Annotated in this window: 12 protein-coding genes; 5 read left to right on the top strand and 7 right to left on the bottom strand. The window is 62.0% G+C overall.

The features are described 5' to 3' along the window. Positions 1-70: 70 nt before the first annotated feature. The 3 genes from AACQ43_RS00660 to dcuC form a co-directional block, all read right to left on the bottom strand. Positions 71-1,714, bottom strand: a complete 1,644-nt coding sequence (locus tag AACQ43_RS00660) for a hypothetical protein (protein ID WP_168965418.1) — start codon at positions 1,712-1,714, stop codon at positions 71-73. A gap of 195 nt (positions 1,715-1,909) precedes the next feature. Further along, the gene (locus tag AACQ43_RS00655; RefSeq protein ID WP_168965416.1) at positions 1,910-3,568 is read right to left on the bottom strand and encodes a bifunctional metallophosphatase/5'-nucleotidase; all 1,659 of its coding nucleotides are present in this window, start codon (positions 3,566-3,568) and stop codon (positions 1,910-1,912) included. Positions 3,569-3,698: 130 nt separating this feature from the next. After that, a complete protein-coding gene (gene dcuC, locus AACQ43_RS00650) occupies positions 3,699-5,051 on the bottom strand; it encodes an anaerobic C4-dicarboxylate transporter DcuC (RefSeq protein ID WP_168965414.1) in 1,353 nt (450 codons plus the stop codon). A 335-nt stretch (positions 5,052-5,386) separates the two neighbouring features. On the opposite strand from dcuC, the gene AACQ43_RS00645 reads away from it, so the two are divergent. Beyond that, the gene (locus AACQ43_RS00645; protein ID WP_211162434.1) at positions 5,387-5,986 is read left to right on the top strand and encodes a DUF922 domain-containing Zn-dependent protease; all 600 of its coding nucleotides are present in this window, start codon (positions 5,387-5,389) and stop codon (positions 5,984-5,986) included. A gap of 82 nt (positions 5,987-6,068) precedes the next feature. Here AACQ43_RS00645 and mnmC read toward each other — a convergent pair whose 3' ends face one another. Continuing rightward, positions 6,069-8,087 carry a bifunctional tRNA (5-methylaminomethyl-2-thiouridine)(34)-methyltransferase MnmD/FAD-dependent 5-carboxymethylaminomethyl-2-thiouridine(34) oxidoreductase MnmC gene (mnmC, locus tag AACQ43_RS00640; RefSeq protein ID WP_339353952.1) on the bottom strand — a complete coding sequence of 673 codons (2,019 nt, stop codon included), beginning with the start codon at positions 8,085-8,087 and terminating at the stop codon, positions 6,069-6,071. A gap of 90 nt (positions 8,088-8,177) precedes the next feature. On the opposite strand from mnmC, the gene fabB reads away from it, so the two are divergent. Beyond that, a complete protein-coding gene (fabB, locus tag AACQ43_RS00635; RefSeq protein ID WP_168965408.1) occupies positions 8,178-9,389 on the top strand; it encodes a beta-ketoacyl-ACP synthase I in 1,212 nt (403 codons plus the stop codon). A gap of 59 nt (positions 9,390-9,448) precedes the next feature. Here fabB and AACQ43_RS00630 read toward each other — a convergent pair whose 3' ends face one another. The 3 genes from AACQ43_RS00630 to AACQ43_RS00620 all read right to left on the bottom strand — a co-directional run bounded on the left by AACQ43_RS00630 (position 9,449) and on the right by AACQ43_RS00620 (position 11,775). Further along, positions 9,449-9,943, bottom strand: coding sequence for a GNAT family N-acetyltransferase (locus tag AACQ43_RS00630; RefSeq protein WP_168965406.1), 495 nt, complete (start codon positions 9,941-9,943; stop codon positions 9,449-9,451). Positions 9,944-10,055: 112 nt separating this feature from the next. Next, a complete protein-coding gene (locus AACQ43_RS00625) occupies positions 10,056-10,394 on the bottom strand; it encodes a DUF4377 domain-containing protein (protein WP_168965404.1) in 339 nt (112 codons plus the stop codon). Positions 10,395-10,488: 94 nt separating this feature from the next. Continuing rightward, entirely contained in the window at positions 10,489-11,775 is a 1,287-nt protein-coding gene (locus tag AACQ43_RS00620) for a citrate synthase (protein ID WP_005300205.1), read from the bottom strand. 424 nt (positions 11,776-12,199) lie between these two features. Between AACQ43_RS00620 and sdhC the strand changes: the two genes are divergently transcribed. The 3 genes from sdhC to sdhA are packed head-to-tail and all read left to right on the top strand — an operon-like array spanning position 12,200 to position 14,695. Then, entirely contained in the window at positions 12,200-12,589 is a 390-nt protein-coding gene (sdhC, locus tag AACQ43_RS00615; RefSeq protein WP_011705795.1) for a succinate dehydrogenase cytochrome b556 subunit, read from the top strand. Beyond that, a complete protein-coding gene (gene sdhD / locus AACQ43_RS00610) occupies positions 12,583-12,927 on the top strand; it encodes a succinate dehydrogenase, hydrophobic membrane anchor protein (RefSeq protein WP_168965402.1) in 345 nt (114 codons plus the stop codon). The genes sdhC and sdhD overlap by 7 nt, the downstream gene beginning before the upstream one ends. A gap of 1 nt (position 12,928) precedes the next feature. Next, positions 12,929-14,695 (top strand): succinate dehydrogenase flavoprotein subunit, encoded by a 1,767-nt coding sequence (gene sdhA, locus AACQ43_RS00605; protein WP_011705797.1) that lies wholly within the window; start codon positions 12,929-12,931, stop codon positions 14,693-14,695. Positions 14,696-14,702: the final 7 nt, after the last annotated feature.

Genomic DNA, 14,702 nt, shown 5'->3' with positions numbered 1-14,702 from the left:
CCTTGCCTGCATTGGCGCAATGAAAAGGGCAGTCATCGCGGGATGACTGCCCTGTTCGGTCAAGGGTTGCTCAGCGTCTGCGATAGAGGCCCGGATCCACCTCTTCATACTGGCTTACCAGATATTGATAGAAGGCGAGACTGGAGGGGGAGCTTGGCTTCTTGAGCTCATCGGCCACCCGATCCGGCTTGGCGATGATGAACTTGGGACTCTGGCGCTTGAGGTCGGCCAGCACCCGTTCACGCACGTCGTAGGGTGGGTTGACGTTGGCAAAGAAGAGGTAGGCGGAGGCCGGCTGGCGATCGGTCCAGAGGTAATATTGCGGCTGGATGCCGTCCACCCAGATCTTGTCGGTGGGGCTGGTTTCGGCCTTGATCCGATCGACCCGTACCTGGGCCGGCGGGTTGAACGACGTGCCCTTCAGGGTGCCTTCCCAGGCATTGTTGAGCAGCAGGGCCAGCATGGCCAGCGAAGCGAGCCAGGGGGTAGCGCTGCGCACATCCCAGGCGCGCCACAGGGGCACCAGGATGAGCACCGGCAGGGCCCACAACAGGCTGTTGCCGAGCACTTCGCGCACCCGTTCCAGCGACCACTCCTTGGTGCTCCAGCCATAACCCAACTGCTGGGCCAGCAGCCAGCTGGCGGTCAGCACCACCAGCGAGATGCAGAGCAGGCCGAGGCCATCGGCCTGCTGTTCGCTGCGATCCAGCAGGCAGGCGAGCGGCAGCAGAGCCAGCGGCAGATAGAGCACATCGTAGTGATCGAACACGTGGCCGGAGACCGAGTTGGCGATCAGGGTGAAGATGACCCCAAACAGGGTGGCGCACAGGGCCGGCAGATACCACTCCTGACGGCGCCCCATCATCAGCACGATGAAGGCGGGCAACAGCATGATGAGGCCGGTACGCAGCAGGCCGACGCTGCCCACATCCGGTGAGAAGCCGTTGCCGTAGCTCCCCTCGAAGAAGATGTCGAAGGCGTAGTATTTGAATTCGGCCAGCAGGTTGTGATGCTGGAAGTAGGCGAGCAGCGGGCCGCCAACCAGTGCCAGTCCCAGCAGGCTGGAGCAGAGCAGGGAGAGGGCGCAGCGCCACTGCTCGCGCAGGCACCAGTGGCAGAACAGCACCAGATACCAGGCACCCCAGAAGGCGCCGTTGTTGGTGCGCATCCAGGCGACGATGGCAAAGGTGAGCGCGGCCACCAGCGCCGGTCCCCAGCTGCAGCGTTTGTCCAGCAGCATGGTGATGAAGGCCCACTGGGCGATGAGGGCCAGATGGAACGTCCAGTCCTCGGTCATGTTGCCGTAGTAGTAGCGGGTGCCATAGAGCGCCAGCACCGCCAGCATGCTGCCGAGCCGGGCCCGCAGCGAGAGGCCGAGCTGGCCGAATGCCTGCCAGCTGGCCAGCAGCCCCAGCCAGCAGAGTGCCCACTCCAGCAGCCAGATCCCGAAGAAGCCGCCAAGGCCATAGCCGAGGGCGTCGAGGGCGAAGATCATGGGGCCCTTGATGTCGATCATGTCCCGGTAAAGCACGCCCCCTTCGCTCCACATCTTGCCCATCACCGCAAACAACGAGGCGTCAAAGCCTGGCGCCATGCCGTGGAACAGCGGGTTGCGCAGGCAGAACAGCAAGGCCAGCAAGCCGGTGAGCAGGATCACCAGCGGCCGCAGGCCCGGATTGACGCGAGGAGGGGTAAAACGGATGGCATGATTCATGGGTGACCTGTTCCTGCTGGGAAGTCTCGAAAGCGGGCCTATCTTGCCGAGCCTGACAGCACGATGCAATGGGCGAGGGGAATGTGCTTGAAATAATTTGTAAAAGTGCCGCTTTACGGCATGAAAGCGGCACGTTTTCTGACAAAACCGGCTAAAGCGACCTGGAGTGCCACCGCCAAGTGGCCCGGCAGATCCTTACCGGGTAGATGGCCCCTGATACTCCACCAGTGCCGGCGCAGCGGCGAGCTCGGGCAGATAGCGGGCCCAGCGGATGAAGGCATCCGCCAGGGTGATACCGAGCTCCTGGTTGTGCTGGGTCAGGGTGCGGGCCAGCGCGGTGTAGCCCTCCTTGCCGGAGGCGGTGTAGGCGCTGGAAACCCCCCGATAGATGGCGTAGGCCTCGACCGGCTGCCACTGGCCGGGGGCGCGCTCCCACTCCAGCCGGGTGATCCGGCGCCCCTTGGGCTGGTCTGCCTGATAACAGAAGCGCACGCCGGCGGTATAGGGGAAGCTGCCGCTGCCATTGCCCGTCACGCCGTTGTTGGTGGCGTTGTCGATGGCCCCCTCCAGCGCCTCGGCCAGTTCATGGCCGTGCACCCGATAGAGGGTGAGCGGGATGGCGAAGGGCAGCAGGCGGCCGGCGATGTCCGCCTCGCTGAGCGGTCCAGGTTCGAGGGAACAGCGTACCCCGCCGGCATTGTGCAGGGCGAAGTCCACCTGACCTACCTGCTCGCGGGCTCCGGCCAGCATGGCGCTGGCCACCAGGGGCGCCACCTGGCTGCCGGCCGGCAGGCTGGCATCGGGCAGCCGCTGGTGGTGCAGCGGCCCGCCAAGGCGGGTCACGATGCGCTGGGTCATGGTCTCGAGCTCGGGCCGGTAGCGTTTGGCCAGCAGTTGCTCGAGCTCTGGCGCCGGCTCGCAAAAGTGCAGCCCGGCCGGCGGCGTCGAGGCAAACGGCCAGTGCTGCCAGGGCAGCCACTCCAGCTGGCCACGGCTGCGTTCTACCCGGCCGTGCTGGTCAAACGTCAATTCGCACACCCCGAGGCAGAGGGCGCTGTGGGCGGCGTGCAGGATGGCGACGCCGTTTCGCATCAGCGGATAGCTGCCCTCGCTCGCCAGACCGAGCGGTGCCAGCTCTCCCAGCAGGCTGTGGGTGTGGCCACCGATGATGAGGCTGAGCTCGGGGAAATGCTCGGCCAGCTGTTTGTCCTGCTCCAGCCCCAGGTGGCTCAGCAGAATGATGTGGTGGATGCCGGCGGCCTTGATCTCTGCCAGCGCGGTTTTCAGGGTCTGCTCGATGCCGTGAAAGCGGGTATGGGGATCGGGGCTGGCGATGGCGGCCATCTGCGGCAGCGTGATGCCGAGCAGGGCGAAGGGCACGTCGTCGATGATGCGCTGGTGCCAGGGACGGCTGGCGTCATACAACTGGGGCAGACCGCGCAGTCGCAGCGGGGCGTCGGCGGGCTCCTGGCTGCTGTCGAGGTTGGCGGCCAGCACCGGAAAGTCGAGCTGGCGCAAAAATTCCACCAGCGGCCCGTTGCCCAGATCGAACTCGTGATTGCCGATCACCATGGCGTCCGGTCGCAGCAGGCTGAGCAGGTCGGCGTTGGCGCGCCCCTTGAAGCGGTTGAAATAGAGCGAGCCCTGGAAGGTGTCACCGCCGTGCAGGAACAGGCAGGTCTGGCCCGCCGCGTCGGTCTGCCGGCGCAAGGCGTTGAGCCGGGTCAGGATGCGGGCGTAGCCACCACACTGGGTGCGCCACTCGGACTCGCCTGCGGGGGCGAAGCGCATGGGGGCGCCATCGAAATGGGAGTGGCAGTCACTGAAGTGGGCAAGTTGAACCGTAATACTCATCTCGGTCCTCCTTAGAGAAAAAAGAGCACCGAGTCTACTCCAATGGCGGGGGGAGATACCAGCCCGGCGGCAGGCCAGGCTGGTAGAGCGAGATAGAGGCGGGGCAGCCGCTCAGGGAGCCCCGGCCAATTTAGGCGGGCACCATGATCTGGGTGGCGAGGATCACCACCAGCAGGCCGACCGCGACCGGCACCGAGGTACGCTTGACCACTTCAAACGGAGAGAGGTTGCCCATCCCCGCACAGGCGACCACCACCCCGGAGACCGGCGAGATGGTGCGACCCAGATTGGAGGCCTGCAGCATGGGGATCACCAGGTAGGCGGGGTTGACGCCGAGGCTGGTGGCCAGATGGGGAATAAGCTCCACGAAGGCATAGAAGGGAGCGTTGCCGGAACCCGTGGTGAAGGCGGCCAGGGTGGTGATGACCACCAGCACCAGCATGATGACGATGCCGCCGGTACCAAAGCTCTGGGCCAGATCCAGGAGGTTGGCGATGAAGCCGAGCCCCATCAGCCCCTGGGCAAACACCCCGGCACCCACCAGCAGCATCACCACGCCGGCGAAGGCGTCGGCCATGCTGCGCCAGCACACCTGCAGCCCGTCCAGCAGCTCTTTGCCGTTGCGCTTGCGGGCCAGCTCCAGCAGGGCGGCCAGCACCAGGCAGATGACGATGATGGTGACGATGTCGAGCTTGGGTCCGAGTTTGCCGTCAAACAGCAGCACCCCGATGATGGGAGTGAAGGGCAGGATGGCGTAGAAGCCGGGGGCATCGGTGATGAGATCGCTCGGGGCGACAGCCTCGTTGTGCTCGCCGGCCTTCTGATCCAGATAACGCTGCCAGAAGAAGTGGGTCACCGCTATGGCAGCGATGGCCACCAGCGAGATGGGCAGGGTCAGCTTGAAGGCAAAATCGAGCAGCTCCATGTTGGCGGCCTGGGCGGCCATCACCACGTCCCCGGAAGTGGGGGCCAGGATGATGGCGGCCGGCGAGGCGCACACCGCAGCCGCGGCGCCACGGGAGATCCCCATGTTGACCATCAGCGGGAACAGGGTTGCCATCAAGAGCACGCCCAGGCCGGTGGCGGAGCTCACCGCCAGCGACATGGCGCAGGCCACCAGATAGGCGGCAACCAGCAGGATGTAGGGGGACTTGATGATGCCAAGGGGCTTGCTGGCGAGCTTCACCAGAATGGTGTTGGCGCCGATGTGGCTCATGTAGCCGGCGAAGCCGCACAGCACCATGATCAGCATGCCGAGGCCACCGCCCCGATCCACCAGCAGGAAGCGCACGTATTCGAAGATGTCGGTGGCCACGTGGCCGGTGGAGGTGACGCTGGTGGGCAGCACCGCCTTGCCCATCAGGGCAGTGATCGCCAGCAGCAGCAAGCCGCCGCTGAGCAGCACCCCGGTGGCCGAGTAGCCCTTGAAGATGTAGCGGCCCACAGCCAGGGTGACCAGGGTGCCGATAAGGAGTTCCATCATAGAGTGAGTTCCTGAGTACGAATGAAGGTGGATGCATTACTGGCGTCAACTTGGAGGTTAATCTGGCCAATCCCGAAATGTATCGACATAAAACTCGGCGATTATTATCCAATAAGGGGTATCTCACCATGATGTTGCGCATCACTTGTGATCTTGCTTGCAAATCAATGGCGGTGCGGGGTTGCGACTTGTCAACCTGACACTTAGGCTTTGTGACGGGAGCAGGTGACAGTCGCGGGGATCGCGGTTAATCTCCTGCTTCGAGTATTAATGCGTTGATTATTAATTAAAATAACAACCCCGCCAGCAACGAGGTCAAGGCAGCAGAGATGGGAATGGTCAGCAAAGTTTTCATGGTGGCATTGATGTTGTTCGCCGCCACGGCCGGGGCCGAGAGTTCCCATTACACCGGTATCAAGGCGGTGCCTGACATCAAGGTCGACTTTCAGTTTTATCGGGTTTCCGGGCCGGACGTGGCGAGCCTGGCGCGCCAGATGATCGGCGCGGGCACAGCCCGGGCCAACGGCCACATCGGCATGGCCAGTTACCAACTATCCTGGCAGTTGCAGACCCGTCCCGAGGCGCAGCGCTGCGAGCTGGAACAGGTCAAGGTTACGACCCGGATCAAGGTGATGGTGCCGAACTGGATGGACAAGGGCAGGGCCTCCGCCGCCGAACGTCAGAAGTGGGACAAGCTGGTGGCGGCCATGTTCGATTACGAGAGCCGTCACAAAGACATACTGCTGGAGAGCGTCAGCCAGCTTGGCATCCAGCTGGCGCAGCTGCCGGTGGAGCGCGACTGCGCCGCCCTGGAATATCAGGCCTGGCAGCGGGGGCAGGGGGTGTTGGCCAGCTCGCGCCAGCGTTTCAGCCAGTTGCAGCAGCAGACCGATCACGGTCGCAAACTGGGGCTTAACTGGCCAAAGGGCATCTGAGCCCGACAGGATTTGAGCGAACAAAAAGGGCTCCCGCCGGGGAGCCCTTTTTGTTGTTGCACCTTGCCGAGCATCTGGGCGCTCACTGGAGCGGCTTGCCCTTGAGCAGCTTGCGCACCCAGTAGCGGGCCGGGTGGAGCGCCTCCAGCAGATCGGCGGCCAGTGGCAGCGGATCGCCGCAGATCTCGCTGGCCAGCAGCTCGCCGCAAAGGGGCGCCGAGCAGAGTCCCCGCGAGCCGAGCGCCCCCAGCACATAGAGGCCGGGATGCAGCGGCAACTGCGCGGCGTTCTGCTGATCGCCTTGCAGTCCGGCGTAGTGATCCGCCAGGTTGGCCAAGCTGGCGACCGGCCCCGCCACCGGCAGGTGATCCCGGCTGGCACTGCGCACGCCGACCCGGGCCTGATTGCCACTCACATCCACCTCGGCGGGCCAGGCTTGCTGCGGCAGGCAGGCTTGCAGTCGCGCCTGGTTCTGGGCCTGCTCGTCGGTGCGAAACGCGAGGTCTGTCTGGTTGCGGCCATAGCTGGCGCCGATGCAGTGGTGATCGTGGTGAGCCGGAGTGAGGTAGCCATCGTAGCAGAGCACGGTGTTGAGCTTGCTCAAGCTCGCCGAGGTCGGCACATGGCTCACCTGGCCGCGCACCGGATAGAGCGGCAGCTCGGCAAAGGGGATGAGCGCAGGCAACTGATGGCCGGCAGCCACCACCAGATTGGGGGCTTGCCAGCGGCGCCCGTCACGAGACTCGACCTGCCAGCCATCGGCCTGTTCGGCAATGGCGACCACCTCGGTATTGAACGCCACCTCAAGCAGCCCGCTGGCCTGCGCCTCCTGGATGACGGCGCGGGTGAGATCCGCCGGGCAGAGCCAGCCTCCCTGCGGATAGCTGACGCCACCGTGACCGCAGGGCAGGCCGACCACTTGCTCAACCTCCGGCTCGGAAAGTACCTGCATCAGTTCGGGCGGGAAGGGGCCTTGTGCCATCTTGGCCAGCTTGGCGGCGGACTTGTCGTCATAGCCGAGCTGGGTGACGCCGCACAGCGAGAAGGCGACAGGGTGGCGCTCGGCCAGGGATAACAATCGGTTTCTGGCAAAGCCGAAGGCCAGCGAATAGAAGCGCGACAGGGCATCGTGCTCGCCGTTGAGCAGCGGGTAGAGGGCTCCCTGCCGGTTGCCGGAGGCGCCGGTCGCCGGCTCGCCATCCTGGCACAAGAGCGTTACCTTGCGGCCCCGCTCCACCAGCGAGAGCGCCGTCATGGCCGAGGCGATGCCGCCACCGATGATCAGCACCTCACCCGCGCGGCCGGCGGGTCTGGCATACCAGGGGGCGATGGTCTGCTGCGGCTGTTTCTCTGCGCGCTCCCCGGCCAGCATCTCCCGCTTGCTGCCGTGTCCTTTCACCTTCTGCATGGTAAAACCGGCGGCAATCAGGCCGCGGCGCACGAAGCCGGCACAGGTAAAGGTGGCGATGGTGGCGTGGGGACGCGCGAGGCGGGCCAGGCCGTCGAACAACTCTTGCGTCCACATCTCCGGGTTCTTGGCAGGGGAGAAGCCATCCAGATACCAGGCGTCCACCAACCCGTCTGCCGGGTGGGGTACCTGGGGCAGCATCTCCTTGATGTCACCAAACCAGAGGTCGAGCCGGATCCGGCCGCCGGCAAAGAGCAGCCGATGACAGCCTGCGACGGGCAGCGGCCACTGCTCGATGAGGGGCTGGCTGAAGGTGGCGAGCTCGGGCCAGGCGGCCAGCGCCTTGCGCAGATCCTCCCGGGTCAGTGGGTATTTTTCGAAGCTGATGAAGTGGAGGCGGGCACCGTTGCCGGATTGGGGCGCCTGTTCCAGAAAGGCGGCCATTGTCGCCAGAAAGTTAAGACCTGTGCCGAAACCTGTCTCACCTATCACGAAAATGTCACTATCGTGATGCGAAAATCGCGCTGGCAGCCGATTTTGCTGCAAAAAGACGTAGCGGGTTTCACTTAGACCGTTATCATTGGAAAAGTACACATCCCCGAACTCACTGGAGACTGGAGTTCCCGCTTCATTCCAGTCCAATCGGGCATGATGTAAGGATGTTTGACTCACGTTTTCCTCTGCTCGCGTCACAAAATCGCGGGCATTCTACGTGAAAGCAGACCAGTTTGGCAGCCGAAAGCGGGTAGACTTGGCGCCAGTTTTTCCAGACGAGATGAATTAATGAGAAGAGCAGTGATCACCGGTATCGGCGTCATCTCCAGTATCGGCAACAACAAGGAAGAAGTGCTGGCCTCCCTGAAAGCAGGCAAATCTGGCATCACCTATTCCGAGCAGTTCGAACAGTACAACCTGCGCAGCCGTGTCTGGGGTAACATCAAACTCGACCCGTCTGAACTGATCGACCGTAAAGTCATGCGTTTCATGGGCGATGCAGCGGCTTATGCCTATCTCTCCATGCAACAGGCCATCGAAGACGCCGGTTTGCCGGAAGATATGGTGTCCAACGAGCGTTCCGGTATCGTGACCGGCTCCGGTGGCGCCTCCGGCAAGAACACCTCCGAGTCTGCGGATATCGCTCGTGAGAAGGGCGTCAAGCGCGTGGGCCCCTACATGGTGCCGCGCACCATGTCCTCCACCACCTCCGCCTGCCTGGCCACCCCGTTCAAGATCAAGGGTGTCAACTACACCATCAGCTCCGCCTGCGCCACCTCTGCCCACTGCATCGGTCACGCTCTGGAACTGATCCAGCTTGGCAAGCAGGACATCGTCTTCGCCGGCGGCGGCGAGGAGCTGGACTGGTCTTCCACCATCCAGTTCGATGCCATGGGCGCCCTGTCCACCAAGTACAACGACACTCCGGAAAAAGCCTCCCGTACCTATGATGCGGATCGCGACGGTTTCGTCATCTCCGGTGGTGGTGGCATCCTAGTGGTCGAGGAGCTGGAACACGCCCTGGCCCGTGGTGCCCACATCTATGCCGAGATCACCGGTTACGGTGCTACCTCCGATGGCTATGACATGGTCGCGCCAAGCGGTGAAGGCGCGGTGCGTTGCATGAAGATGGCGATGCAGGGTGTCGGCAAGGTGGATTACATCAACACCCACGGTACCTCCACTCCGGTCGGTGACACCAAAGAGCTGGAAGCTATCCAGACGCTGTTTGGCAGCAATGCGCCCAAGCTCTCCGCCACCAAGGCCATGACCGGTCATGCTCTGGGTGCTGCCGGCGTGCACGAGGCCGTCTACTCCCTGCTGATGATGGAACACGGCTTTATCGCCCCCAGCATCAACATCGAGACCCTGGACGAGAAGGCCGAAGGCCTGCCCATCGTGCGCGCGTACGAAGAGGCGGATCTCAATACCGTCATGTCCAACAGCTTCGGCTTTGGCGGGACCAACGCCTCCCTGGTGTTCAGCAAGTTCAAGGCTTGATGAGCCCACCATGAGTCGAAAAAAAGGCGCCGCAAGGCGCCTTTTTCATTGGGTGATCGTCAGCCCCGTTGCGGTAGTGGCAGTCGCATGTAGGTCGCGCCCTCGCCATATTCGGTGAGGGACTTGCGGGTAGTGGCCGGCTGGAAGCCCTGCTTGCGCCAGAAGGCCGGCGCATCCTGCACCGCCACCAGACCGGCGTGCTCGAACCCTTCGTCTGCGGCAAACGCAAGGGCGGTGGCGAGCAGTCGCAGCCCTATGCCCTTGCCGCGGGCCTGCCGTGAGACGGCGAGATCGTGCAGATAGAACTCGTCATTGCCGGCCAGGCGCTGAATGGGGACGGAGAGAGGCGGGGGCTGGTGGGCACGCCAGGGGTGGCAGAGCAAATAGCCCAGCACCTGGCCCTGATGTTCGGCCACCCAGCAGCAGGCAGGGGCCAGTTCTGCCTTGTTGCTCATGACTTCGATGGGTTCAGGATCCAGCTGGTGATAACACTCGTCCTGAATGGCCATGATGGCGGGCCAGTCGTTGGCCCGGGTCGTGCGGATCTTGATCATAGTGGTGGGGCATGGCTGCCCGAAAACGCTGATTAAACAATGGATTCGTCAACCAGCGTACCAGAACCGGGTCATGAACTGAACAAGCATCTCCAAACGATGCCTGTTTTGATCAGCGCGCCGCCTGTTTGCTGACGACCTTGATGAGCTGGTAGTGCAGGGAAGGGGCATCTGCCGGCACATCGGTGAGCTGCTCCTTGCTGACGGTCAGCTGATAGCGGTAGCCGGGTTCAAACTGAAAGCCTTCAATCTGCTGATAGAACAGGGTCCAGGGCTGCTGCTCGTCACTGCGCACCTGCATGCACTGCATGGGGCCGACGCCGACGCAGTGTACCAGCTGGCTGTTGACGTAGAGGGTCTCGCCTGCGGTTGGCGTGGGGGCGCTTTGACAGGCGCTTTGACAGGCGCTGAGCAGCAGGGCGGCAGCGGCGCTGAGGAACAGTGGTCTCATGATGAACTCCTTCGATGGAAAGGGGGGCATTAGAGCGGCAAATAAAAAGGCGGTCAATGACCGCCTTTGTAACAAAAAATCTGAAACCCGTGGCTCAACGCTGGTCGAGCGGGGTGAACTCGCGCTGCGGCTGACCGGTATAGAGCTGACGCGGACGGCCGATCTTCTGATCCGGATCCGAGTGCATTTCGTTCCAGTGGGCAATCCAGCCGATGGTACGGGAGATGGCGAAGATCACGGTGAACATGGACATGGGGATGCCGATGGCCTTCATGATGATGCCGGAATAGAAGTCCACGTTCGGGTAGAGCTTCTTCTCGATGAAGTAGGGGTCGGAGAGCGCGATGCGTTCCAGCTCCATGGCCACGTCCAGCAGCGGATCCTTGATCTGCAACTCGGTCAGTACCTCGTGACAGGTTTCGCGCATCACGGTGGCACGGGGGTCGTGGTTCTTGTAGACCCGGTGACCGAAGCCCATCAGACGGAACGGATCGTTCTTGTCCTTGGCCTTGGCGATGTACTCGGGAATGCGGTCAACGGAGCCGATCTCCTCGAGCATCTTGAGGCAGGCTTCGTTGGCACCGCCGTGGGCCGGTCCCCACAGGGAGGCGATCCCCGCGGCGATACAGGCAAACGGGTTGGCGCCAGAGGAGCCGGCCAGACGCACGGTGGAGGTGGAGGCGTTCTGCTCGTGGTCCGCATGCAGGGTGAAGATGCGGTCCATGGCGCGTTCGACGATGGGGTTGACCTTGTACTCTTCGGTCGGCACGCCAAACATCATGTGCAGGAAGTTGCCGGCATAGGAGAGGGCGTTACGCGGCTGCATGAACGGCTGACCGATGGAGTACTTGTAACACATGGCGGCCAGAGTCGGCATCTTGGAGAGCAGACGGAAGGCGCAGATCTCGCGGTGCTCTTCGTTGTTGATGTCGAGGGCATCGTGATAGAAGGCGGAGAGCGCACTGACCACGCCGCACATGACAGCCATGGGGTGAGCATCGCGACGGAAGCCGCGGAAGAAGAAGGCGATCTGCTCGTGCACCATGGTATGGCGGGTGACCAGACGTTCGAATTCCGTGTACTGCGCCTTGGTGGGCGCCTCGCCGTACAGCAGGATGTAGCAGACTTCCAGATAGCTGGCCTGGGTGGCCAACTGGGCGATGGGGTAACCACGGTGCAGCAAGACACCCTGATCGCCATCTATGTACGTAATGGATGATTTGCAAGAACCGGTTGCCATAAAACCGGGGTCGAAGGTGAAGTACCCTTGCGCGCCCAGTTTTCTGACATCGATCACGTCGGGTCCGACAGTTCCTGACAGGATCGGGAGTTCTACCGGGTCTTTACCGGGCAGATGTAGGGTGGCTATCTTATCAGCCATAGCACGTCTCCTTTGCTCTTTTATAATTTGATTCCAGCTCTACTTTATTACGAGTTTGATGACGCTGGCAAAGGTTCTGACCCGTACCAGGGCGGCTGGAGCGCCTTATTTGAAACAGAGTTCAGGGCTGTTGTCAATTTTGCTGGATGATCATTAATGATTTGTTAAATGAGTTGTGAGATCTGGTTTACGGTTTTGGGTTTTCTTTGTAGCTAATTGATTGTCATTGGTTAAGCCCGCCGATATACTGCGCCTCGTGGGTGATGGCTGTCGGTGTTTGAAACGCTTTCGCAAAGCTAGATGTGATATTGAAAATGTTATTTTTGGCTTTCCTGAGTTGTTTTGGTAACAAAAACCTAACAAATGCCACTCCATGCCCTCATAAGCGTGTAAAAACAATAACTAACGTGCTCAATGGAGCTGAGTGGGCAAAGCCGTGAAAAATAAACAGAGACCTGTAAACCTCGACCTACAGACGATCAGCTTTCCTGTCACCGCCATCGCTTCCATCTTGCATCGTGTCTCAGGGGTCATCACCTTTGTGGCGCTCTCAATCTTGCTGTGGATGCTTGGTACTTCACTCGCCTCTCCCGAAGGATTTGAGACCGTGGTGTCCATCATGGACAACTTCCTGGTCAAATTCGTGCTGTGGGGGATCCTGACTGCGCTGGCTTACCACATTGTGGGCGGACTGCGTCACCTGGTCATGGACATGGGCTATTGGGAAGAGCTGGAATCCGGTAATCAGAGTGCCCGTGTGGCCTTCGTGATCACCGCGGTTTTGGCGGTATTGGCGGGGGTACTGGTATGGTAACCAATTCTGCAACCTTCGGGCGCAGCGGCGTTCACGATTACATCCTGATCCGCGCCACCGCCCTCATCATGACCTGTTATGTCCTCTACCTGGTGGGCTTTGTCGCGTTCAACGACATCAACTACGAGGTGTGGACCGGCTTCTTCGCCAAAACCTTCACCAAGGTGTTCACCCTGTTGGCGCTGCTGTGCGTACTGATCCACGCCTGGATCGGTCTGTGGCAGGTGCTGACCGACTATATCAAGCCGGTGGGGTTGCGCGGTGCGCTGCAATTTGCCCTGGTAGTGGTGCTGTTCGTCTACCTGATGACCGGCTTCGTTGTACTGTGGGGGGTGTAAGGTGACTATTCCAACTCGTGAATTTGATGCGGTCGTGATCGGTGCCGGTGGCGCCGGCATGCGCGCCGCGCTGCAGATTGCCCAATCCGGCAAGAGCTGCGCTCTTTTATCCAAGGTATTCCCGACCCGTTCTCACACGGTTTCTGCCCAGGGCGGGATCACGGTTGCGCTGGGCAATGCCCACGACGACAACTGGCAGTGGCACATGTACGACACCGTCAAGGGCTCCGATTACATCGGTGATCAGGAAGCCATTGAATATATGTGCAAGACCGGCCCCGAGGCCGTCTATGAACTGGAGAACATGGGCTTGCCCTTCTCCCGCTTCGACAACGGTACCGTCTATCAGCGTCCGTTTGGCGGCCAGTCCAAGAATTTCGGTGGCGAGCAGGCGGCCCGTACCGCGGCGGCAGCCGACCGTACCGGTCACGCCCTGCTGCACACCCTCTATCAGCAGAACGTCAAGAACAAGACCACCGTCTTCTCCGAGTGGTATGCGCTGGATCTGGTGAAGAACCAGGACGGCCACATCGTTGGCTGTACCGCCATCGACATGGAGAGCGGTGAAGTCGTCTACTTCAAGGCCAAGGCCACCGTACTCGCTACCGGCGGCGCCGGTCGCATCTACCAGTCCACCACCAACGCCCACATCAACACCGGTGATGGCGTCGGCATGGCGCTGCGCGCCGGGGTCGGCGTGCAGGACATGGAGTTCTGGCAGTTCCACCCGACCGGCATCGCCGGGGCAGGGGTGCTGGTGACCGAAGGGTGCCGCGGTGAAGGCGGTTACCTGCTCAATAAAGACGGCGAGCGCTTCATGGAGCGTTATGCGCCGAACGCCAAGGATCTGGCCGGTCGCGACGTGGTGGCCCGTTCCATCATGATCGAGATCCGCGAAGGTCGTGGCTGCGACGGTCCCTGGGGCCCGCACATCAAGCTCAAGCTGGATCACCTCGGCAAAGAGGTGCTGGAATCCCGTCTGCCGGGCATCTGCGAGCTCTCTCGCACCTTCGCCCACGTGGATCCGGTCAAAGAGCCCATCCCCATCATTCCGACCTGCCACTACATGATGGGCGGCGTGCCGACCAACGTGAACGGCCAGTGCCTGACCCAGGACAAGGACGGCAACGACGTGCCGGTGGTCGGCCTGTTTGCGGTGGGCGAAATCGCCTGCGTCTCGGTGCACGGTGCCAACCGCCTGGGCGGCAACTCGCTGCTGGATCTGGTGGTATTTGGCCGCGCCGCTGGCATGCATCTGGTCAACACCCTGAGCGAGATGGAGCACGGCCGCGCCGCCTCCGACGCCGATATCGACGCCGCGCTGTCCCGCTTCAATCGCTGGGAAAATTGCCGTGACGGTGAAGATCCGGTGCAGATCCGCAAGGACCTGCAGCGCTGCATGCAGAACAACTTCTCCGTATTCCGGGAAGGCGATGCCATGGCCGAAGGGCTGGCCGAGCTGAAACTCATCCGCGAGCGCCTTAAGAACGCCCGTCTGGACGACACCTCCAAGGAGTTCAACACCCAGCGCATCGAGTGCCTGGAGCTGGACAACCTGATGGAGACGGCCTATGCCACCGCGGTGGCTGCCAACTTCCGTACCGAGAGCCGGGGCGCCCACAGCCGCTTCGATTTCCCGGAGCGTGACGATGAGAGCTGGTTGTGCCACAGCCTCTATCATCCGGACACCGAGTCCATGACCCGTCGCGCTGTCAACATGTCACCCAAGACCCGTGAGGCGTTCCCGCCCAAGGTCCGGACTTACTGATTGCGGA

The organism is Aeromonas sp. DNRA1 (assembly GCF_963888745.1).
GTDB lineage: Bacteria > Pseudomonadota > Gammaproteobacteria > Enterobacterales > Aeromonadaceae > Aeromonas > Aeromonas hydrophila.
Note: the sequence above shows the minus strand (reverse complement) of the source record. Positions and strands in the feature narration are given on the sequence as shown.